The sequence below is a fragment of the Chromobacterium subtsugae genome (genome assembly GCF_001676875.1).
Classification (GTDB): Bacteria; Pseudomonadota; Gammaproteobacteria; order Burkholderiales; family Chromobacteriaceae; genus Chromobacterium; species Chromobacterium subtsugae.
In genome coordinates this window covers 19,772-39,718 of record NZ_JYKA01000017.1, presented here as the reverse complement: position 1 = coordinate 39,718, position 19,947 = coordinate 19,772, and the positions used below count along the sequence as shown (strand labels likewise).

At 60.7% G+C, this 19,947-nt stretch carries 23 protein-coding genes; 22 read left to right on the top strand and 1 reads right to left on the bottom strand.

Annotated elements, in window-relative coordinates:
* Positions 1–19 precede the first annotated feature (19 nt).
* The 18 genes from MY55_RS23765 (at position 20) to MY55_RS17265 (ending at position 13,800) form a co-directional block, all read left to right on the top strand.
* Positions 20–172 (top strand): hypothetical protein, encoded by a 153-nt coding sequence (locus tag MY55_RS23765; protein ID WP_157889370.1) that lies wholly within the window; start codon positions 20–22, stop codon positions 170–172.
* Entirely contained in the window at positions 169–1,125 is a 957-nt protein-coding gene (locus tag MY55_RS17340; RefSeq protein ID WP_157889369.1) for a S49 family peptidase, read from the top strand. Before MY55_RS23765 ends, MY55_RS17340 begins: the two co-directional genes overlap by 4 nt.
* 59 nt (positions 1,126–1,184) lie before the next feature.
* The gene (locus MY55_RS17335) at positions 1,185–2,531 is read left to right on the top strand and encodes a phage major capsid protein (RefSeq protein WP_208856060.1); all 1,347 of its coding nucleotides are present in this window, start codon (positions 1,185–1,187) and stop codon (positions 2,529–2,531) included.
* A gap of 52 nt (positions 2,532–2,583) precedes the next feature.
* A complete protein-coding gene (locus tag MY55_RS17330) occupies positions 2,584–2,787 on the top strand; it encodes a hypothetical protein (RefSeq protein WP_065202798.1) in 204 nt (67 codons plus the stop codon).
* Entirely contained in the window at positions 2,787–3,368 is a 582-nt protein-coding gene (locus tag MY55_RS17325) for a head-tail connector protein (RefSeq protein ID WP_065202797.1), read from the top strand. Before MY55_RS17330 ends, MY55_RS17325 begins: the two co-directional genes overlap by 1 nt.
* On the top strand, positions 3,365–3,685 hold the full coding sequence (locus MY55_RS17320) for a head-tail adaptor protein (protein ID WP_065202796.1): 321 nt from the start codon (positions 3,365–3,367) through the stop codon (positions 3,683–3,685). The genes MY55_RS17325 and MY55_RS17320 overlap by 4 nt, the downstream gene beginning before the upstream one ends.
* Complete coding sequence (locus MY55_RS17315) at positions 3,672–4,145, top strand: HK97-gp10 family putative phage morphogenesis protein (RefSeq protein ID WP_065202795.1); 474 nt, start codon at positions 3,672–3,674, stop codon at positions 4,143–4,145. Before MY55_RS17320 ends, MY55_RS17315 begins: the two co-directional genes overlap by 14 nt.
* A 14-nt stretch (positions 4,146–4,159) precedes the next feature.
* A complete protein-coding gene (gp17, locus tag MY55_RS17310) occupies positions 4,160–4,522 on the top strand; it encodes a tail completion protein gp17 (RefSeq protein ID WP_157889368.1) in 363 nt (120 codons plus the stop codon).
* Complete coding sequence (locus MY55_RS17305) at positions 4,519–4,926, top strand: hypothetical protein (RefSeq protein ID WP_065202793.1); 408 nt, start codon at positions 4,519–4,521, stop codon at positions 4,924–4,926. The genes gp17 and MY55_RS17305 overlap by 4 nt, the downstream gene beginning before the upstream one ends.
* Before the next feature lie 339 nt (positions 4,927–5,265).
* Positions 5,266–6,789 carry a hypothetical protein gene (locus tag MY55_RS23760; RefSeq protein WP_157889367.1) on the top strand — a complete coding sequence of 508 codons (1,524 nt, stop codon included), beginning with the start codon at positions 5,266–5,268 and terminating at the stop codon, positions 6,787–6,789.
* 68 nt (positions 6,790–6,857) lie between these two features.
* The gene (locus MY55_RS17295) at positions 6,858–7,790 is read left to right on the top strand and encodes a phage tail tube protein (RefSeq protein ID WP_081284744.1); all 933 of its coding nucleotides are present in this window, start codon (positions 6,858–6,860) and stop codon (positions 7,788–7,790) included.
* 8 nt (positions 7,791–7,798) lie between these two features.
* Entirely contained in the window at positions 7,799–8,176 is a 378-nt protein-coding gene (locus MY55_RS17290; protein WP_065202791.1) for a hypothetical protein, read from the top strand.
* Positions 8,177–8,184: 8 nt separating this feature from the next.
* Complete coding sequence (locus MY55_RS17285; protein WP_208856059.1) at positions 8,185–8,529, top strand: DUF1799 domain-containing protein; 345 nt, start codon at positions 8,185–8,187, stop codon at positions 8,527–8,529.
* Position 8,530: 1 nt separating this feature from the next.
* Positions 8,531–11,197 carry a tape measure protein gene (locus MY55_RS17280; protein WP_065202790.1) on the top strand — a complete coding sequence of 889 codons (2,667 nt, stop codon included), beginning with the start codon at positions 8,531–8,533 and terminating at the stop codon, positions 11,195–11,197.
* 2 nt (positions 11,198–11,199) lie between these two features.
* Complete coding sequence (locus MY55_RS17275) at positions 11,200–11,544, top strand: phage tail protein (protein WP_047244126.1); 345 nt, start codon at positions 11,200–11,202, stop codon at positions 11,542–11,544.
* A gap of 32 nt (positions 11,545–11,576) precedes the next feature.
* Positions 11,577–12,236, top strand: a complete 660-nt coding sequence (locus MY55_RS17270; protein ID WP_157889366.1) for a phage minor tail protein L — start codon at positions 11,577–11,579, stop codon at positions 12,234–12,236.
* 183 nt (positions 12,237–12,419) lie between these two features.
* Positions 12,420–13,421, top strand: coding sequence for a hypothetical protein (locus MY55_RS23755; RefSeq protein WP_152681970.1), 1,002 nt, complete (start codon positions 12,420–12,422; stop codon positions 13,419–13,421).
* Positions 13,422–13,479: 58 nt separating this feature from the next.
* Positions 13,480–13,800 (top strand): hypothetical protein, encoded by a 321-nt coding sequence (locus MY55_RS17265; protein WP_065202789.1) that lies wholly within the window; start codon positions 13,480–13,482, stop codon positions 13,798–13,800.
* 300 nt (positions 13,801–14,100) lie between these two features.
* Here the strand turns inward: MY55_RS17265 and MY55_RS17260 are convergent, their stop codons facing one another.
* The gene (locus MY55_RS17260) at positions 14,101–14,676 is read right to left on the bottom strand and encodes a hypothetical protein (RefSeq protein WP_157889365.1); all 576 of its coding nucleotides are present in this window, start codon (positions 14,674–14,676) and stop codon (positions 14,101–14,103) included.
* Between the two features lie 66 nt (positions 14,677–14,742).
* Here MY55_RS17260 and MY55_RS17255 point away from each other — a divergent pair, with 66 nt between their 5' ends.
* Genes MY55_RS17255 through MY55_RS17240 form a run of 4 tightly spaced genes read left to right on the top strand, consistent with a single transcriptional unit; the run spans position 14,743 to position 19,939 of the window.
* The gene (locus MY55_RS17255) at positions 14,743–15,447 is read left to right on the top strand and encodes a C40 family peptidase (RefSeq protein ID WP_047244169.1); all 705 of its coding nucleotides are present in this window, start codon (positions 14,743–14,745) and stop codon (positions 15,445–15,447) included.
* Positions 15,444–16,013, top strand: a complete 570-nt coding sequence (locus tag MY55_RS17250; protein ID WP_047244122.1) for a tail assembly protein — start codon at positions 15,444–15,446, stop codon at positions 16,011–16,013. Before MY55_RS17255 ends, MY55_RS17250 begins: the two co-directional genes overlap by 4 nt.
* Positions 16,014–19,640, top strand: coding sequence for a TipJ family phage tail tip protein (locus MY55_RS17245; protein WP_065202788.1), 3,627 nt, complete (start codon positions 16,014–16,016; stop codon positions 19,638–19,640).
* Positions 19,637–19,939, top strand: a complete 303-nt coding sequence (locus MY55_RS17240; RefSeq protein WP_157889364.1) for a hypothetical protein — start codon at positions 19,637–19,639, stop codon at positions 19,937–19,939. The genes MY55_RS17245 and MY55_RS17240 overlap by 4 nt, the downstream gene beginning before the upstream one ends.
* Positions 19,940–19,947 lie beyond the last annotated feature (8 nt).

Below are 19,947 nucleotides of genomic sequence, written 5' to 3'. Positions count from 1 at the left end.
AGAAAGAGAGAGACAACACATGAACGTTTCCAACTACACGCCGCCGGAGGCCGTGATCGGCGGCCAGGGCGGCAGTCTGCTGGCGGCCGTGCTGATCGGCGCATTGTCCCGCCATCCGGTGGCGGCCTCGTTGCCACAGCTGGCCACGCCATCGGCAAAGGCTGGCCAGTGAGGGGGCAATTCCTGCTGTCGCAGCTGTTCAATCAGCCGCACATGGTATTGCCGGACGTACTGCATGAGGCGGTGGCCTGGGCCGGAGAGCGGGCCGGCATCGAGTTGCGCCAGCTGGGCGTCCACGTCGCCGCCGCGCTGCAGCCCGCAGCCTGGCGCGATGACGGCGGCCGGGCGTCGATGGCCAACCTGGCGGAACAGCGGATGCAGTCCGCCCAGCAAACGGGCCTGCTGGTGATCCCGGTGCAAGGGCTGTTGGTGGCGCGCGAAGCGAACGTCAATCTGTGCGCCACGCAAACCAGCTATGAAGGCATCCGCAGCCAGATACAAGCCGGGCTGAATGATCCGCGTGTTAGCGCCATGGTGCTGGAGCTGGACAGCCCTGGAGGCGCTGTCGTCGGCTGTTTCGAGCTGGTGGCCGACATCGAGGCGGCCAAGGCGGTCAAGCCGATTCACGCCCTGGTGCATTTCAATGCGTTTTCCGCCGCCTACGCCATCGCCTGCGCCTGCAGTGATATCACGCTGTCCGAATCGTCGGGGGTGGGGTCCATCGGGGTGATCATGAAGCATGCCGACTTCAGCCAGCAGCTGGCCAGCTCTGGCGTAGCTGTCACCACGTTTTACCGGGGTGCGCGCAAGAACGACATGGCCAGCGATTCGCCGTTGTCAGACGACGCCCGCGCGGCGGTCGAAAAGCGCATGGACGCCTATTACGACAAGTTCACCGGAGTGGTGGCGAGCAACCGCGGCCTTTCCGTCGCTGCGGTCAAGGCGACCGATGCCGGGCTGTTCTTCGGCGCTGAGGCGGTGCTTGTCGGCTTGGCCGATCGGGTGGAAAGCCAGCAATTGGCAATCAACCGGCTGGCCGCCGAGGTGGCCGCGAGCCGGTCGCCGCCGCTTGCGCCTTCCCGGCGCGCGACCGCCGCCGCGATGGCGATGGCCGCCCAGCTGTAACCCAACGCAAACCCAACATACCGCGCCTTCGGGCGCGTTTTTCATTTCAGCCGCTTCCCGTGGCTTTTTTTACGTCTGGAGTCTGGATGTCCGTAGTGCTTGAGTTGAAAAAACGCCGTGCCGATCTGTCCGCCGCTGTGAACCAGCTGGCCGCCCTGGAGGCGACCGGCGCCGCGCTGAACGCTGAACAGGTGGCCAGCATCGACGCGATGCAAAAAGAGTTTGACGACATCGGGGCCAAGATCGCCCGCGCTGAAGCCGCCGAGCGCATGACAGCCGCCACGGCGCAGCCGGTGGACAGCTCGCAAGGCCCGCGCGCTGGCGCGGCGCCGATCCACGCGACGCCGGCCGCGCCGACCGTGAAGGGCGGTGGCATGGCGCGCATGGCGGCCGCGTTGATTGAGGCGCAAGGCAATTACCGTCAGGCCGCCAACATCGCGGATGAGCGCGGCTATGGGCAGGAAGTGGCGGCGGCACTGAATACCGGTTCGCCATCTGCCGGCGGCGTGCTGGTGCCGGCCAATATGGCGCGCGAAGTGATTGAACTGCTGCGCCCGAAAACCGTGGTGCGCAAGTTGGGTGCGCGCTCGCTGCCGCTGAACAACGGCAATTTGACGATTCCGCGCCTGCGAGGCGGTGCGACGGTCGGCTATATAGGTTCCGACAGCGACGCACCCGTAACCGGCGCGCAGTTCGATGACTTGAAGCTGTCCAGCAAGAAAATGGCGGCGCTGGTGCCGATCAGCAATGACTTGCTGAGCAATGCCGGCATCAGCCCGAACGTGGATCAGCTGATTGTCGATGATCTGACATCGTCGGTGGGCGCGCGCGAGGACAAGGCGTTTTTGCGCGACGACGGCAGCGGCAATCTGCCCAAGGGTCTGCGCCATTGGGCGCTGGCTAATAGCGTGTTTACCGCGCCGGATTTGGGGGCCATCGATGCGACCGCGCTGCAGGTGCTGGAAAACTTCCTGAACAAGCTGATTCTGGCGCTGGAGGGGGTAGACGCCAACATGACAATGCCCGGCTGGGTAATGTCGCCGCGTACCTTCCGTTTTCTGGAAGGCTTGAAGGACATGAAGGGTAGCAAGGTCTATCCGGAACTGGCCGGCAAAACCCTGAAAGGCTACCCAGTGGGGGTAACGACGCAAGTCCCGAACAACCTGGGCAAAGACGGTGACGAGTCCGAGCTGTACTTCGCGGACTTTGGGGATTGCTTCATCGGCGAAGACCAGTCTCTGGTAATCGACTTCTCGAAAGAGGCTACCTACAAGGATACCGATGGCCAGATGGTAAGCGCTTTCCAGCGCGACCAGACGCTGATCCGCGTGATCGCCAAGCACGATTTTGGTCCGCGTCACCAAGAGTCGATTGCGGTCGGCGTCGGCATCAAGTGGGGCAAGTAAGCACAGTTCAAGGCTCGCTACGGCGGGCCTTTTTGCATTTGAAGGGTACAGCATGATTGCAGTGAAGTTCGTGAAGCCGTATGGCATTTATACGCCGGGCGACATCGCTGGTTTCGAAGGGCAAGCCAGGGTCGATGAACTGATTGCGCGAGGCATGGCCGCCTTGGATGACGAGGACGGCGAAGGCGAGCCGGCGCCGGGTGAAACCAAGCCGGTGGCCAAGAGCAAAGCCAAGGCGCAACCGGGCGGCGTGTAATGGCCGCCGAGGTGATCCGGCGCAGCCCGGCGGCGGTGCTGACGCTGGATGAGGTACGGGAGCAGTGCCGGATTGATGCCGATTTGACCGACGATGACATGCTGTTGCAGATGATCGAGCGCGCGGCCGTGGCCAGCGCCGAGGCCCGGATCGGTGGGCCGCTGTTGCTGGCCGAATGTCGCGAAACGCTGGATGCCTGGCCGGGCCTGCCCTGGTTGTATCTGGATATCGCGGGCGGGCGCGAGGTGGTCGCCATCGAGGCGGTGCAGCAAGGGCAGCGCCGGCCGCTGCCGCTGGACGCCTTCCACATCGAGCGCGGCGAGCGGCGTTTGTGTATCAAGCCGCTGAAAGGCTGGCCGGCGGTGGACCCGTTGCCGGGAGCGATTGCCATTGTCTACCGCGCCGGCTTCGCAGAGGCCGGGCAAGACGTGCCGGAGGATGTGCGGCAGTGGCTGCGTTTCCGTGTGGCCACGTTATACGCCTACCGTGAGGAAGTCAGCGCCGGCAGTGTGGTGGCGTTGCCTGACAGCTTGGTGGACAGCCTGATTGCCCATTACCGGCCGACGGAAAGCCCGCTATGAACGCCAGCATGCTGAATAACCGCATCCGGTTAAGTCAGCCCATCAAGTCGCGCCAGCCGTCCGGCGCGGTGCGGGAAGCCTGGAGCGAGCCGAAGCCGGTACACGCCAAAGTGGACTACCTGGCCGCGCGAACCTATACGGCGGTGCTGGCCGAGCAAACCGGCTGCAGCGTGCGCGCCACCATTCGGCGCCGGCCGGTGGCGCAAGGGTGGCGGGCTTGGGTGGATGGTCTGCCGTTGAAGGTCAAAACCATCGAGCCGCACAAGGACCGGGGCTATCTGGTGCTGATGCTGAAGACCGACGATGGCAACGGTTGAGGTGCATGGCCTGGATCTGGTGATGCGCCATCTGGACGCGGTGCCACGCAACCTGCAGCGCAAGATTTTACGGCGCGGGTTGAGGAAGGGAGCCGCCCTGGTGCGCGATGAGGCCCGCCGCCGGGTGCGGCGCCGATCCGGCGTGCTGGCCAAGTCCATCACGGTCGCCAGTTCGCGCGGCAGCGGCCAGCGCGGCGCGGTCGCCTACAAAGTCGGCTTGCGGTCGCGCGCCTGGTACGGCCGTTATCTGGAATACGGTCACGTCAAACGAGGGAGGGGGAAAAAGATCGCAGGCGGGGAACGAAGACGAGCCGCGACGCGGGAAGCCTTGAAAGGGGCGGGGCAATTTGTCCCGCCCTATCCATTTATGCGGCCCGCCGCCGACAAGTTGCCAGCTGCCTTGGGCGTGGTGGCGGACGAGGTGTGCGGCGCGCTGATCAGCGGGGAGTTGTCGAGTTGATAGGGGCGGTACTGGTGGAACTACTGGCCGCGCCGGAAGTGGCTGCCCTGGTCGGGGATCGGGTGTACCCGGTGCATTTGCCGGACGAGCCGGTTTTGCCGGCGATTGCCTATCAGGTGTTGGATGAGAAGCGGCAGCAGATCGCGCGCCGGCCATCTGGCCGCGTGCGCAGCCTGGTGCAATTGTCCATCGTCGCGCCGGATTATGATGCCGCCTACTCGGTGGCATGGGTGATCCGGCGGCGCCTGGAGCGCTGGCGTGGTCAGGCCGGCGGGGTACTGGTTTACGATACATTGGAAGAGGCGTTGCAAGACGTTGGGGATGGTACGCCGCATGTGGTGGCGATGACTTGGCGCATTCACTGGAAAGAGCAATGAGCAAGATTGAAGCCCTGATGCGGGCAATGGAAGAGGCATTGAAGAGCGCGACGCCGGCAGCGGATCGCGTCAGCCGCGATGTCGAGAAGGGTTACAGCTTTGGCGAGTTTCCCGCAATCGTGCTGCATCAGCTGCGCGATGCGCCGCTGTCCGGCAGCCCGGTTGGTTACGAGTACCGGCAGTTGTCGGTGGAGTTGGAAATTCAGGCGGATGGCGATGAGCCGCACGCTGCTTGCGATGGCGTGTTGGAGGCCGCGCATTTGGCCCTGCATGAAATGCTAACGGGCGTACAAGATCTGCAGCAAGGGGTAATCGATTGGGACTATGACGAGGAAAACCCTGCCCTAGGCGTTTGCCGTGTGCAGTACTTGCTGACTTATCGGCGGAGAGAGGAGGAGTTGTAAGCAGAAAGTGAGCTGTTGAGATGTATTCTTAACATCTTAACTTGACGTATTGTTTCTAGTGTCGCCAACAAAACATTAGGCTATCACTTGTAAATCGATGATCTGTCATGTGCGTCATTGTGAAATGATATAATTTCTGCCAGCAGGTCTTAAAGATACAGAGTAAAATCATTGTGAGTTTTTCATGCGCATTTTCTTTGTCGCGAGTAATGATTTGGACGGGGTGAGGTCTTTCCCATTCGTTAGCGAGAGGGTGATGTTGCACCTTTCTATTGTGTCGTGTTAAATGTTTCGCATGGCAATAGGTCTAAGTTTGATTTTTAATAATGAAAGCTTGCAATGATTGATTCGGATAGTCTGGGAAATAAAGGCGAAAAGCGGTTTGGTGAACTTTGTGCCGATGCAGGATTGTTTTGTAATGATTCTTCTGATCGTGACAGAGCGGGATGGGATTTTATAGTTAACTTTCCAGAAAGCGAGGAACGTAAAGAGTCGTTGGATAATCGAATTGCCCCTCTTTCTTGCTATGTGCAAGTTAAAACTATTTGGAGTAAAGGGGGGGAGGTAAGGTTGAAATTAAATATGGCTGAAAGGCTTGCGAAAGAGCCTATTCCATCATTTATATTAATATTCAAGGTGGATGTGGATTTGCAGTTTTCAAATGCATATCTTATTCACATTTATGATGCAAGATTGGCAGCTATTTTGAAAAGGCTGCGCCATGAGCACGCTAAGTGCGATGGAAAGTCATTGAATAAGAAAGTTATTAAATTTTCTCCTTTGGAAGAGGAGACTATCCCTATTTCTGGGAGCGGGTTGCGTGAGGCAATTATTCGATGTGTAGGTGGGGACATCGATCGATATGTGGAGAGTAAAAAGCAACAGCGGCTATCTGTTGGTTATGATGAGCGGCCTGAGTCAATAAAAGTAACTTTCCAGGGTTTGAGTGATGCGGAACTTCTTGATGTGTTTCTTGGCATAAGAAAAGATGTGCCAGTTTTGAATTTTGAATCTGCAGAGACTAGGTTTGGCATTGCAATTAAAAATATACCATCTGATAGCGGTCGGATAACAATAGAGCCGAATTCATTAGGTAAATGTAAGGTTTTAGCTCGCCCGCCTAATCGTATGGGGGGGATGGCAATTCTGTTTGGCGATTTCTACATGACTATGAAAGTGGGGAGTTGTCAGAAAGCAATTGTAAGAAGTAATATATTCACTATTGAAATAACTGACCTAGATGCTAGTTGTCATGTTAAATTTGAATATTCTACTTATGGGAAAATGTGTGATCTATCGGAGTGGGCGAATTTTCTGCAGCTAATCCTGTTGCTGAATAGAGATGATGTAATGGTCGAGATACATCCGCCAAAATCAAAAAAACCACTTGAAATTAAATCTTCTTATTTTGATTTGAAGCCTAGTGGGGATAAGCTTGATGCAGTCATGCATGATATCTTCATTGTAAGGAGCTTGGAGAGTATATTTTCTTTCATCGGCTTGAGTTCACGACCATTGATCAAGCTAGAAGATATTATTGGAAGTGCAAATTCAATTGCAATGGTGGCGGCGCTGATGGACAATGTAAATCCAAATCTTAATTTGGATTGTGATTATTTTGGTGCTGTCAAAGATATTGATAAAGAAATTATTGTTGCATCAAGATTTTATGTTGGTGAGATTTTAATGGCGTATTATGCTGTTGTTCTTGGTGTGAGTGTTGATTCGGTGGAGGGAGAGGTTGGTTATGATGTGTTTGAGTTCAAGAGCGTTGTAATTTTAGACAATGTAGAGGAGGCGTTTGAAGAGTTCTTGAAAAGCATTCGATGTCAAGAAAATATTGATCAAGTAGTGCTAATTTAATACCTTCTCTATTCCGTTACTTTTTAGCCAAGGCCTGCAGATGCGGGCTTTTTTTGTGCCTGGGAGAAATGATGGCATTGAACAGTAAGCGGGTGGCGATTATCGCCAAGCCGGAAAGCAAGGAAGGCGTGGACGCGGTGCCGACTGGCGCGGCGAATGCGATTCTGGTGGCCAGCCCCAAGGTGACGCCGTTGGATAGCGACCGTGCGGAACGCAATGTGGTGCGGCCCTATTTCGGCAATGCGGAGTCGGTTGTTACCGGCGTGCGCATGAAAGCGGAATTCGAGGTCGAGTTGGCAGGGGCCGGCGTGGCGGGCGCGGTCCCGGCCTGGGGCGTGCTGCTGAGGGGCTGCGGGTTTGCGGAAACTGTCGCCAAGGACGCCAGCGCGAGCTATGCGCCGATTTCGGGCGGACATGAGTCGCTGACCCTCTATTACAACCTGGACGGCGTGCAGCATAAGCTGTTGGGCGCCCGTGGGACGGTATCGCTGGATCTGCAAAACAAGGCGTTCCCGAAAATGAAATTCGTGTTTACCGGCGTGCATGGCGGCATTGTCGATGCGCCCGCGCCGGCGCTGAAGCTGACGCCGTTTCAGACGCCGATGCCGTTTGACGCGGCGAACGTGGCCAGCTTCTCGCTGTATGGCTATAGCCCGGCAGTGCAGAGCCTGTCGCTGGACATGGCCAATGAGGTCAAGCATCGCAGCCTGCCGGGCGGTGTGGAAAGCGTGCTGATTACCGGCCGCAAGCCATCTGGCAGCGTGCAGATCGAATCGACGCGGGTGGCGGAAAAAGACTGGTTTGCGCTGGCGCGCACCGCAGAGCGCGGCGCGCTCGCCCTGGTGCATGGCAAGACGGCCGGCAACATCATCCAGATTGACGCCACGGTCAGCATCGGCAGCGCCGACTACGGCGACAGCGACAACATCAGCATGACCACGCTGCCGCTCGCCCTGTTGCCTACCAACGGCGACGACGAAATCAAAATCACGGTTCGATAAGGAAACCCATGTTCAAGATCGCCAATAGCGGCACGGTGCGCGTGCCGGCTGAAATCCTGACCCGCACCGAGTCCGGCGCGGAAAACAAAGTCTCCATCCAGTTGACGGGCCGCCTGCTGTCACAGCCTGGCTGGGATGCCCTGTTCGCCAAATACGCAGGCGAGGCCGGCGCGGGCGAGCTGTCCGAGGTCTACCGCCAAAACGCGCGCCTTTACGCCGAGGTGTTCACGGCATGGGATGGGGTAGCCGATACAGACGGCCAGGTGCTGCCGCTGTCGCAGGCGGCGCTTGAGGCGGCCTTGCTGTCGGTGGACGGGCCGCAGGTCAATGCCGCGCTGCAACAGGCCGTCCATGAACTGCGCTTCGGTGCCGTCCGAAAAAACTGATTGAGGCGGTGCGCTGGCAGTTTGGCGAGCGCGCCGCCACCCGGTCGGAGGATCGGCAAGCGCTGCTGGCGGCCGGCGTGCCGCTGGAACAAGCGGACGCGATGTTGCCGGCCCGGTGCGACGTGGAGGCGTTCGCATTGCTGCCTGACGCGCTGCCGGCCTGGCGCGTGTGGCAGGCGATGCAGACGCAATGGCGGGTCGGCCCGGCGGGGCCGTATGGGCTGGACTATGCGGCGCTGCCTGTGGTGGAAAGGCGGGTCGGCCTGCCGGCGGCGCAGCGGGCGGAGGTGTTCGATTGCCTGCAAGAGATGGAACAAGAGGCGCTGCGCTTGATGGCGAAGAAAGGGGCGTGACGTGGCTGCGCAAAATGTAGGTTCGCTGGTAATCAATCTGGAAGCGCGAGTCGCCCAGCTGCAAGGCGACATGGCGGCGACCAAGCGAGTTGTCAGCGATGCAATGGATACCGTGGAGCGCGACGCCAAGCGCGGGGCCAAGGCGCTGGAAGACGCGGCCGGCAGCGCCGGCCTGCTGGCCAGGGCTGGGGCGGCGATTGCGGGCGGCTTTGCGCTATCCGCAGTGAAAGATGGCGTGGTGTCGGTGGCGGCGGCGCTGAACCAAGCGCAGATTGCCAGCGAGCGGCTGCAAAAGTCGCTGTTCTATGCCAACGGTGGTGACGTGCGGGCGATTGCGTCGGATATCGAATGGCTGAGGCGGCAGGCATCCGGGCTGGGCCTGGACTTCGCGCAAGCGTCCGCGTCCTATGCGCAGTTTGCCGGCGCGGTGAAAGGCACGCCGCTTGCGCCGTATGCGCGCCAGGTGTTCGACTCGCTGTCTACGGCCGCCAGCGCATTCGGCTTGTCGGCGGAGACGGCGCAGGGCGCGATGCTCGCCCTGGTGCAAATGTCGGCTAAGGGTGTCGTGTCCGCCGAAGAGTTCCGGGGCCAGTTGGCCGAGCATCTGCCGGTGGCGACGCAGGCGGCGGCGCGCGCCCTGGGCGTGACGACAGGTGAGTTCAGCAAGATGCTGGAAAGCGGCCAGTTGCTGGCCGCCGACTTCCTGCCCAAGTTCGCCGCCGAGCTGAAGCGCATGAGCGCGGACGCGGCGGCGTTCGGCGGCGAGACGCAAAAGGCCAGCGCCAATTTCGTCAACTCGTGGGAGGCGATGAAAACCGAGGTGGCGCAATCGGGCATTGCCTCTTTCATTGCCGGCCAGCTGGCCATCCTGACGGATGCATTTGACGACGTGTCCGAGTCGATGCGGCGGGCGCGCAAAGAGGGTTCAGGATTCTGGGGGCAGACGATGGCCGGCGGCGGCGCGGTGATGCGCTTTCTGAATCCGGTGAATGCGCTGCACTACGACGCGCAAAGCGACAACGCCCGAATGGCCCAGCTGAAAGAGCGTATCAAGGAGGGGCAGGCGGGTCTGTATGAGTATTCGTTTTCGCAGACGTTGGCGCAAAAGCAAGCGGGCCTGGCTGCGATGCGGTCGGAGCTGGCCGAGTTGGAGAAACGCGCCAAGGCGGCGACAACCGATGCCGCCGCCGGGGCCAAGGCTGCGGAAGCCAAGGCGGCGGCGCGCAAGGATGCCGAGGCCCGCGCGAAGAAGTACGCGGACGACGATTCCCGCCTGAATGACCGTGAGGAGTTCGACAAGAAGGTCAGGAAGGAAGAGGAGGCGTTCAAAGGGGCCGTGGTCGGTTTGGAGAAAGGCAGCGCGGCCTATCTGGCGGCGGAGCGCGCGCATCAAACTGCGGTGAGCAAGCTGCGCGACGACTTCGACAAGAAGCAAGCCGCCGAGCGCAAGCGGGCCGGCGCGCAGGGCCGGCGCGAGGATGCCGCTATCGACGCGATGCAGCGCGAAATCATGGGTGTGGAAAAGCTGTCAGCCGTCGAGCGCGCGCGCTATGAAATTGCGGAAGGCAAGTATGCCGGCTGGAGCGCCGCCAGCCAGGCGCGCTTGCTGGCGCTGGCGGCCGAGCTGGACGCCACCCGCCAAGTGCGCGCGGAAAACAAGAAGTTCCTGGATGAGCTAAACCGCGATGTCGAGCAGTACGAGACGCATCAGCGCGATGTGGCCAGGCGCTTGCGCGGCGGCGAGTACGACAACGCGGCACAGCGCCTGCAGAGCGAGCATCGGGAGCGGTCGCTAGATATCCAGTACAACGCTGGTTTATCGGACCAAGAAAAGCAGCAGTATGGCCAACAGGAAGACCGCCGTAACGAAAGAGCGGTGGACGCCCTGCGCAGCAGCGAGCGCCAGGGCATCGGCCTGCAGTCCGAAGAACAGCAACTGCGCGACCAGTACGACCGTCGCCACCAGTTGATCATGGACGCCACCACGCTGAGCGAAACCGAACGGGCCGACTACATCCGCCGCAATCAAGAGCAGTTGAACCTGGATTTGATGAACATGGAGCGCAACCGCGCGTCCGCGATGCTGTCGAGTTCCAGCCAGCTGTTTGACGGACTGGCCGGCCTGGCGGCCACCTTCAAGGGCAAAAACAGCGGCATCTACAAGGCCATGTTCGCCATGAGCAAGGCATTCGCCATTGCCGATTCCGTCATCAAGATTCAGCAGGCCGTGGCGACGGCCGCCGCATCTGCGCCCTGGCCGGCGAACATCGGCGCGATGTCGTCGGTGGTGTCGGCAACGGCCGGCCTGGTGTCCACGATAGCCAGCACGAACTTGTCGGGCATGGCGCATGACGGCATCGACAATGTGCCGCGTGAAGGGACGTGGTTGCTGGACAAGGGCGAGCGCGTGGTGGATCGCCGGACAAACGGTGATCTGAAAGACTTTCTGACCCGCGTCAATGCCGCACAGAGCGCGCCCGCCACGCCGGCCCAGCCGGTCAAGGTGGTGGTCAACAACCTGGCTCCGGGAACGGCGGCCAGGACCGAGGAGCGTCAAGGCGCGGGCGGCGAGCGTGAAATTCTGGTGCTGGTGGAGCGGGTGATAGACAACAAGCTGGCGCGGTCGATGCGACCGGACGGTGACATTTACAACTTTGTGAGGGGGTAGGCATGGCGGCGGAAACCTTCGGCTGGACGCCGCTGTTTGGCGGTTCATCGTCGATCCGGGCGCGAGTGCGGGAGGCCAAGTTCGGTGATGGCTATGTGCAGCGCGTGCCGGGCGGCATCAATACCATGCCGCGCAGCCGCAAGCTGTCGTTTGCGGGGGATGCGGCGATGTGCGACGCCATCGAGGCGTTTCTCATGCGCCATGCCGGCGCGCGCTGGTTCTGGTTCGCTTATCCGGGCGCGGCGCGCTGCAAAGTGCGTTGCGAGGAATGGGACCGTTCCTATCTGGCCGCCGGGGATGAGGTGGTGAGCGCGGCATTTGAACAGGTATTTGATCCGGGGGAGTGATGGGAGAGATTCACGCAGAAAAACAGCGCCTGGTGCCTGATGCCCTGGTGCAGCTGTTCGAGATACGGCCGCCGGCCGGCGAGACAATGCAGCCGCTGCGCTTTACCACCAGCGGCAACGGCCAGGCAGTGACGTTTCAGGGGCTGACCTATGAGCCGTGGGCCATCGAGGCCACCGGCTTTGAAAGCAGCAACAAAGGCGCGCCACGGCCGCGGCTGTCGGTCAGCAATATTGGCATGCTGCCGGATGGCAGACCGATGCGCGGCATCTTCACGGCGCTGGTGATGCAGCATCAAGGGTTGGTCGGCTGGGAGGTGGTCCGGCGGCTGACGCACGCCAAGTTCTGCGCTGGCGGCGAGCTGGCGGCCTTCCCGGAAATGCACCCGGAAGAAATCTGGCTGATTAACCGGCGCGAGGCCGACAACGGCGATGTGCTGACATTTGAGCTGCGCAGCCGGCTGGACCTGGCCGGCAAGCGCGCGCCGGGCGTGCTGGTGACGCGCTATTGCCCGGCGCATGTGGTCTACCGTGGTCCGCATTGCGGCTATCAGGGCGAAGCGATGTTCGATGCTAACGACAGGCCGGTGATGGACAAGCGGCTGGACAAGTGCGGCAAGCGGCTAAGCAGCTGCCGCTGTCGGGCCAATCTGGCCAACTACGGCGGCTGCCCTGGGATGAGACGATATAACTAATATTTCGCCATAGCTGGGAGTGTGTTTCTTTGGTTTTTCTATGTTGATTGGCGTTTTGTTGCAAGGGTGGTAGTGATTGTTGCGAAGCACAATGACGTTGCAGTAATATGACAAATGGCATGAATTAAAGATATTAACAAGCATGCCGAATGTCTAATTCTGTGATGGAGAAGTGTAGTGGGAATGATGATTGATGCTGCGCGCAATAATTTTAGTGGCAACTTACTGGCAGGTAATGGCACAGGTGCCGCTGCTGGTGGGGTGCAAGGTACTCAGCAAGGAAGTGCGGTTCAAAACCAGAGCCAAAATGCTGGTTCGACAGCGACTCCCTCTGTGGTAGTGTCGCTAAGCGGGATGAAGCCAATTGAGGAGCATACGTATGCTCCTCCAAGCCCTACCGTTGCTCAAACAGGGAGTACAGGCAGCGGAGACAGTCAAGCGCCGGTTGCGCGTCACAATCCTGCTTTGACTCCGGCCGTATTGGCTGCGCTTGCAGGCATGAAGCCAATTGTCGAATATGCTCGCCCTCCACAAGGTTCTACTCCTGCGGCGAGCCCTGCATCCACTCCACAAGCTGGCGCGGCTTTGACTCCTGCTGCCATTGCGGCGGCCAATGGGGCCAAGCCAACTGCTGACTTGGTTTCTACGGTTACCCATGCGGTTAGTTCTGCAGTGGATACCGTTATCGATAAGGGATATGTTTGTGCTGGCGGTGCCTATGGGGTGGCAGTAGGTGTCTGTGCTGATACGCATGGGACTGTCGTGGTACAGGTCGGGGCCGGAACTCAGGGGGTTTCACTAGGGGCTGGTTTGGCTTTGAATGGTGATACGGCAAGCCATCTCGCTGGATGGTCTGTTACTGCGATTGCCCCAAATTATACTGGGATCACTTATTCTCCTGGAAATCCCGGCATAACATCTGTTAATGTCGGCATGCCGGGAGCGAGTGTAACTTACGGGTTTCCAATAGAATCGAGCAAACCGTATGAGTTTCATGTCGCACCGCCAATGAATTCCAATCCGAATCAGTGTACAAAATCAGATTATGAGCACACAACTGGATTTTCACTTGGTGCACTTGGCGATGCTGGTGATTCTGTCGGTCCAACTGCCCCGCCGGTTGATATGAGTGATGATCGTGGCTCTGGGCGTCATAAAGAAGATGACATGATGGCTGAGGCCTAATTTTTAAGAATGGCTTTGCGCGTTTTTAGCGCGCAAGGCTATAGCAAGGTGTTTAGCGATGTGGGTACAAAAAGTAGTGCCGTATTTGTTCATGATTCCCTTTGTATATTACATTTACTTTGAAACCATGCGAAGGGATAGAATTGCGAGGGAGATGGCCGATCAGTGGTTAAAGACCAATCACCCTGGTTGTGTTATTAAGTCGATGAAAACCTCAAAGTTGGGTGCTCCCATTGCAGTGGTGATGCAAGTTTACACACCCAAAGATGAGGACTTTGAGATCAAGTTAAAGGTGGGTACTGTCTTTGGAGGCATTTTTGCTGAAAAAGTAAAGGTTGTATACGTCAGAAAGATTAAGCTTGATTCTAAGCAAGAGTAAGTAAAGGATTTAAGGCTGAGCGATGTGCTTAGTGTGATACGTGTGTTTCTTTTAGGTTTGGCCGCATTTTGCGGCCATTTTTTATGGCTGGCATTGGGGTGGCGGGAGTTTGTGTGGGAATTCAAGCTGGCGAGAGAGTACGTATGTTAAAGAATGTAGTGTTTTGTATTTGATATTGATCGTTGAGAAATAAATATTTTGATGGTTTTGGGTTGATTGAGAATAATCGGGACAGCTTTGCTAATTATGGTTGCTGCCCCGAAATGCACAAGTGAAACTAATTCATATTAGCTCTTTGAATTAGGGCCGGCTGACTCTTTTTTGATCGGTGCAAAGGATGTAAGGGCCGCCAGAATTGGCTTTTCGATATGCCTGCATGAGCAGGATTTGGCTTTTTGCATTGTTGAAGCCCATGAAGATCAGCTCGATGTCGTAATCATTTCCGGGGTAAGCCCCTTCATTGTCACCAAAGTAATGATCTCGGTTCAGATCGACTGTGTAGGATAGGGGGTGGTCTGAGCCGAGCGGCGGGCAGTGGACTATGATTTGGATGTCGGAAAAGCTGGAGGCATTTTTGCCGCTGAAAGTATCTTGGTTCTGGGATGTCGTGAATGGCGCAAGTCCCATGGCAAGAGTTCTGGTGTAGGTGTTGTCGTGCTTGTTCAGAATGTTGAAATCGGCAGGAACGCCCAAGCAATTCACGATATTGAGTTGGCCCATTATTTTCTCCAGGAAGTTTTCATATTGCTTCAGTTGATGTTGTTTGGCAGAGTTTAAGCTACTGAGGCATATTTCCTCCTTCAATAGTTGAAATTGTTTTGAATTTGGAGTGATTTTATTTTTCCACGGCGAATATTCGTAGCTGAAGAGTTTCACTTCACTTAATGCATCTATGAGTTGATTTCTGGCCGCTTTATGCGGCCTTTTTTTATGGGCAATGCAATGACAGCAACAACCGAGCAAATCGCCGCGATGCTGGCCTACGCGGCGGCGGCCGGCGACCTGGAAGCCTGTGGCGTGGTGCTGGACTCGGGCCGGGTCTATCCCTGCCGCAACCTGGCCGACGAGCCGGCGCGGCAATTCAGGATTGACCCGGTGGACCACGCCGCCGCCGAGCAGCTGGGCCGGGTAGTCGGCATCTGGCACAGCCACCCGAACGCGCCGGCCGAGCCTAGCCCGGCGGATAGGGCGATGTGCGAGCGCACGCGCCTGCCCTGGCACATCGTCAGCCATCCCGGCGGCGATTACCGCTATATCGAGCCGTGCGGCTATCAGGCGGACTACCTGGGCCGGCCGTACTGCTATGGCGTGTTCGACTGCTGGGAACTGGTGCGGGACTGGTACGCGCGCGAACGCGGCGTGTCGCTGCCGCGTCCGCCGGGCGCGGAACGGGACGGCTGGTGGAGCCGGGGGCTGGACTTGTTCACTACGGCGGCTGAGGCCGCCGGTTTTGTTTGGGTCGATGATGAGCCGCAGGCCGGCGACGTGCTGCTGATGCAGATACAGGGTGCGTTGCCGAATCACACGGCGTTATGGCTGGGCGACGGCCGCATTCTGCATCACCTGCGGGACCGGCAGTCGGAAACGCACATTTACGGCGGGTATTGGCAACGGGCGACCGTCAGACGGGCGAGGTATCGACAATGAGCAATAGCACTTTGCGGATGATCCGCCTGGGCGGCGTCCTGGGCGAGCAGTACGGCCAGGCGCATGAATTGGCGGTGTCGTCGGCGGCGGAAGTGGTGCCGGCGCTCAATGCGCTGTATCCGGGCTTCAACAACGCGCTGCGCGCCCTGGACGAACAGGGCATGGCGTTTCGGGTGACGGTGGCCGACAGGACGGTTTGCGAGCAGGAACTGACGCTGGTTTCCAGCGGCGACATCCTGATTATGCCGGAAGTGGTCGGGGCCAGCGGCAACCAAGTCTTGGGCGGGGTGCTGATCGTGGTGGGCGCGTTGACCTGGGCGTTTGGCGGCACGCAGCTGATGGCGGTGGGCGTCGGCCTGATGCTGTCCGGGGCCATGATGATGCTGACGCCGGTTCCGCGCCTGGACCAGTCGCAGAGCGAGCAGCAGCAGGGCAAAACCAGTTATCTGTTCAACGGTGCGGCCAATAGCAGCGCGCAGGGCATGCCCGCGCCCTGGGGCTGGGGCCGGCATCGCGCGGGCGGCATCATCATTTCGGCGGGCATCAGCGTAGAGGACATGCGGTAAATGGACAGGGACATCAGAGGCGCGGGCGGCGGCCAGAAAGAGCCGCGCCGGCCAGTGGAGGCGTCGGACACGCTGCAGTCGCTGGCGACGGCCAGGGTGCTGATGCTGGTGGGGCTGGGAGAAATGGGCGGACTGGTCGATGGCGACCAGTCCGTTTTCTTTGGCGGGGTGCCGCTGCAGGACCGCAACGGCGCGCGCAACTTCGAGCGGGTGCGGGTGGAACATCGGGTCGGCACGGCGGCGCAAGCGCCGATGGCCGGCTTTGACGAGATCGAGACGGAATACGCGGTCGGCGTCGAGGTGAAGGCTGGCGACGGCATCGTGCGCAGCATCGACAATCTGGACGCCACGGCGGTGCGGGTGACGGTGTCGGTGCGGGGGCTGCTGGCGGTCAACGACGACGGCGACACCAACCCGACGGCCGTGACGATGGCGGTAGACCTTCGCGAGCCGGGCGGGGTGTGGCATCAGGCGCGGCAAATCGACATCGTCGGCAAGACGCGCAGCAAATACCAGAGGTCTGTCCGCGTCGATCTGCCGCCGGGCGGGCCGTGGCAAGTACGGGTGCGGCGGGTGACGCCGGACAGCACGACGCAAAAGCTCATCAACGCGACCGAGTGGGACAGCTACACCATGCTGCAGTCGATGCGGCTGAGCTATCCCGGCTACGCGCTCTTGGGCGTGGAGTTCGACGCCCGGCAGTTTTCGTCGCTGCCGGAAATCACCAGCGAGTGGCGGCTGTCGGTGCTGCAGGTGCCGAGCAACTACGACCCGGCATCCGGCACGTATGCGGGCGCGTGGAACGGCACGTTCAAGCCGGCCTTCAGCAGCAACCCTGCCTGGTGTCTGTACACCTTCGCCACTGATGCGCGCTTCAATCTCAATCTGCCACCGGACGGCGCGTGGAAATGGGACTTGTACCGCATCGGCCAATGGTGCGACCAGCTAGTCAGCGACGGCATGGGCGGCCTGCGCCGCCGCTTTGAAATGCACGGCTACCACGGCGACGGCGCGGACGCCTGGAAGGTGCTGCAGGACATGGCGTCGGTGTTCTGCGGCAAGGTGGTGCCGAGTGCCGGCGGCATCCGCGTGGTGGCCGACATTCCGGGCGACCCGCCCGCCAAGCACTTCACGCCGGCCAATGTGATCGACGGCCAGTTTTCCTATGCCAGCACGGAACAGGCTGACCGCTACACGGTGGCCAGCGTGTCGCTGGTGGACCCGGAAGACGGCTGGAAGCGGGGCATTGAATACGTCGAGCACGCCGAAGGCCTGGCGCGCTACGGCTACCAGCCGGCCGAGGTGGTGGCGGTGGCCTGCACCAGCCGCGCGCAGGCGCAGCAGCTGGGCCGCTACATCCTGGAGACGGCGCAGACGGAAACCGAGCTGGTGACGTTCGCCGCCGGCCTGTATGGCGTCGATCTGCAGCCGGGCGAGCTGTTCACGGTGTTTGACCCGGTGGTGGCCGGCCGGCGCGTGGGCGGCCGCCTGCTGGAAGTGAAGGGGAAGGCCGTGACGCTGGATGCGCCCGTGATGCTGGACGAGGGCGTCAGCTACAGCCTGGAATGCCCGATGCCGGACGGCTCGCTGGTGCAACGCGGCGTGGTGGTGACGCCGGGCGAGGCGGCCAGTCTGCGCCTGGTGGCTCCCTTCCCGGCGCAACCGGTGGACGGCGCAACCTGGGCGCTGATCGGGACCAATCTGCAGCCGACGCTGTGGCGCTGCGTCGCCAAGCGCGAGCGGGAGCCGGGCATCTACGAAGTGAGCGGCCTGCAGCACAACCCGAACAAGTGGGCGGCGGTTGAACAGGGCATCCGCATCGACGCGCCGCCGGCATCCAGTCTGCCGGACCCGGCGCAGATGCCGGCGGTGTCGGCGGTCAGCATGCGCGAAGTGTCCTATCTGACCGGCGACGGCCGCCGCGCGGTGCGGCTGGAAGTGGACTGGCCAGGCGTCAATCATCCGTATCTGCGCGGCTACGTGGTTGGCTACCGCCAGGACGGCGGCAACTGGCTGGAGCTGCCGGAGCAGGCGGCCAACCATGCCGAGTTGGAAGGGCTGCAGCCGGGGCAATGGCAAGTGCGGGTGTCCAGCGTGTCGGCCATCGGCCTGCGCAGCATCCCGGCGCTGGCCAGCATCGACGCGCGCGGCCATGTCGCGCCGCCGCCCGCGCCGGCCCTGTCGGCGACCGGCGCGCCGATGGCCATCAACCTGGCGTGGACCTATCCGCCGGGCGTGCCTGAGCTGGTGCGCGCCGAGTTGTTCTATTCCGCTGATCCGCATGACGGCAACCCGGCCAGGCTGGCGGACCTGGCCTATCCGGCGAACAGCTTCATTCATCAGGGCATCGGCCTGGGCGTGCATTACTACTACTGGCTGCGGGTGACGGACAGCTGGGGCAATGTGTCCGCGCCGGCCATGGCAGACGCGGCGACCATCCGCAATCCCGAATTGCTGCTGCAGCAGCTGCAAAACAGCATCGGCGGCGGCCAGCTGGCCGAGGAGTTGCGCCAGCCGCTGGAGCGTCTGCCCGACATCGCCGCGCAGGCCGACGAGGCCGGCAAGTTGGCGGTGTCGGCGGTGGAAACCGCGCTGCAAAACGTGCTGGCCAGCGACCAGCTGGGCGATGTGCAAACCCGGCAATTCGCCATCGCCCGCCGCGACCTGAAAACAACCAACGAGGCTTTGAAGTCGGAAGCGACGGCGCGGGAAGTGTTGGCGGCCAAGCTGGGCGACACGCAGGCGGCGCTGATCGAGGAGCGGACGGCGCGGGCCGAGGCGGACAGGGCGCTGGCCAGCGAGGTCAAGACGCTGAGCAGCCAGACGGCGGGCGACCTGGCCACGGTGCGCCAGGAACTGCAGACGGCGACCGGTGAGAATGGCGCGCTGTCCAAGCGGCTGGACCAACTGACCGCCAAGCATGAGACCACGCAGGCCGGTTTGCTGCAGGAGCAGACGGCGCGGGCCGAGGCGGACAAGGCGCTGGCCAGCGACGTCAAATCCTTGACCAGCAAAACCGATACCGGCCTGGCGGCGGTGCGCGAGGAACTGCAGGCGGCGACCGGGGCGAGTGGCTCGCTGGCGCAGCGGCTGGAAACGCTGTCCACCCGCATCGGCGACAGCGAAGCCACCATCCAGCAGCAATCCAAGAGCGTGGACGGACTGCGGGCGCAATGGTCGCTGCGCATCACCCGCACGGCCAACGGCAAGACCTTCGCCAGCGGCATGGGCTTGAGCAATGGCGAGCAGGGCAGCGAGTTGGCCGTGTTGGCCGACAAATTTAGCGTCGCCCAGCCGGACGGCGAGAACGCGCGCCAGGTGTTTACGGTGGGGTCGATCAACGGCCGCCCGGCGGTCGGGGTGTCCGGGGATTTGCTGCTGGATGGCACGCTGAGCGCCAACAAGATCGCGGCGGGGGAGATCCGCGCCGAGGTCGGGCTGTACGCGGCGGCCATTCGCGGCGGTTACATCAATATGGGCGGCGGCCAATTCGTCGTGGACAACAACGGCAATGTATCCATCAGCAGCGGGCGCAATGGCGCGCGCACGGAAATTACCAACCGGGCTATCCGGGTATTCGATGAAAACGGCGTTCTACGCGTTCAGATAGGAGATTTGGCGGCATGAGTGTTCATGGTTTGGTGGTGAAGGATGCCGGCGGGCGCGTCACGATGCATAGCGATGCCCTGTCCGGCAGCCTGGTGGACGTCATCAGCCTGACCGGCGGCGTGGGCGAGCGGCATTACCCGGAGTTGCGCGGCTTCGCGCTCAACACGCTGCAGATTTACGGCGCGACGGTCGGCGGGCCAGGCAAGCGCATGCATGCGGTGTCGCTGGACTATGCGCCAGGCTATCCGCTGCTGCGCTGGTGGCCGCAAACTGGCGACGTCGCCGCGACAACCCTTTACGTGTTGTCGGCGCGATGAGCTTCGGT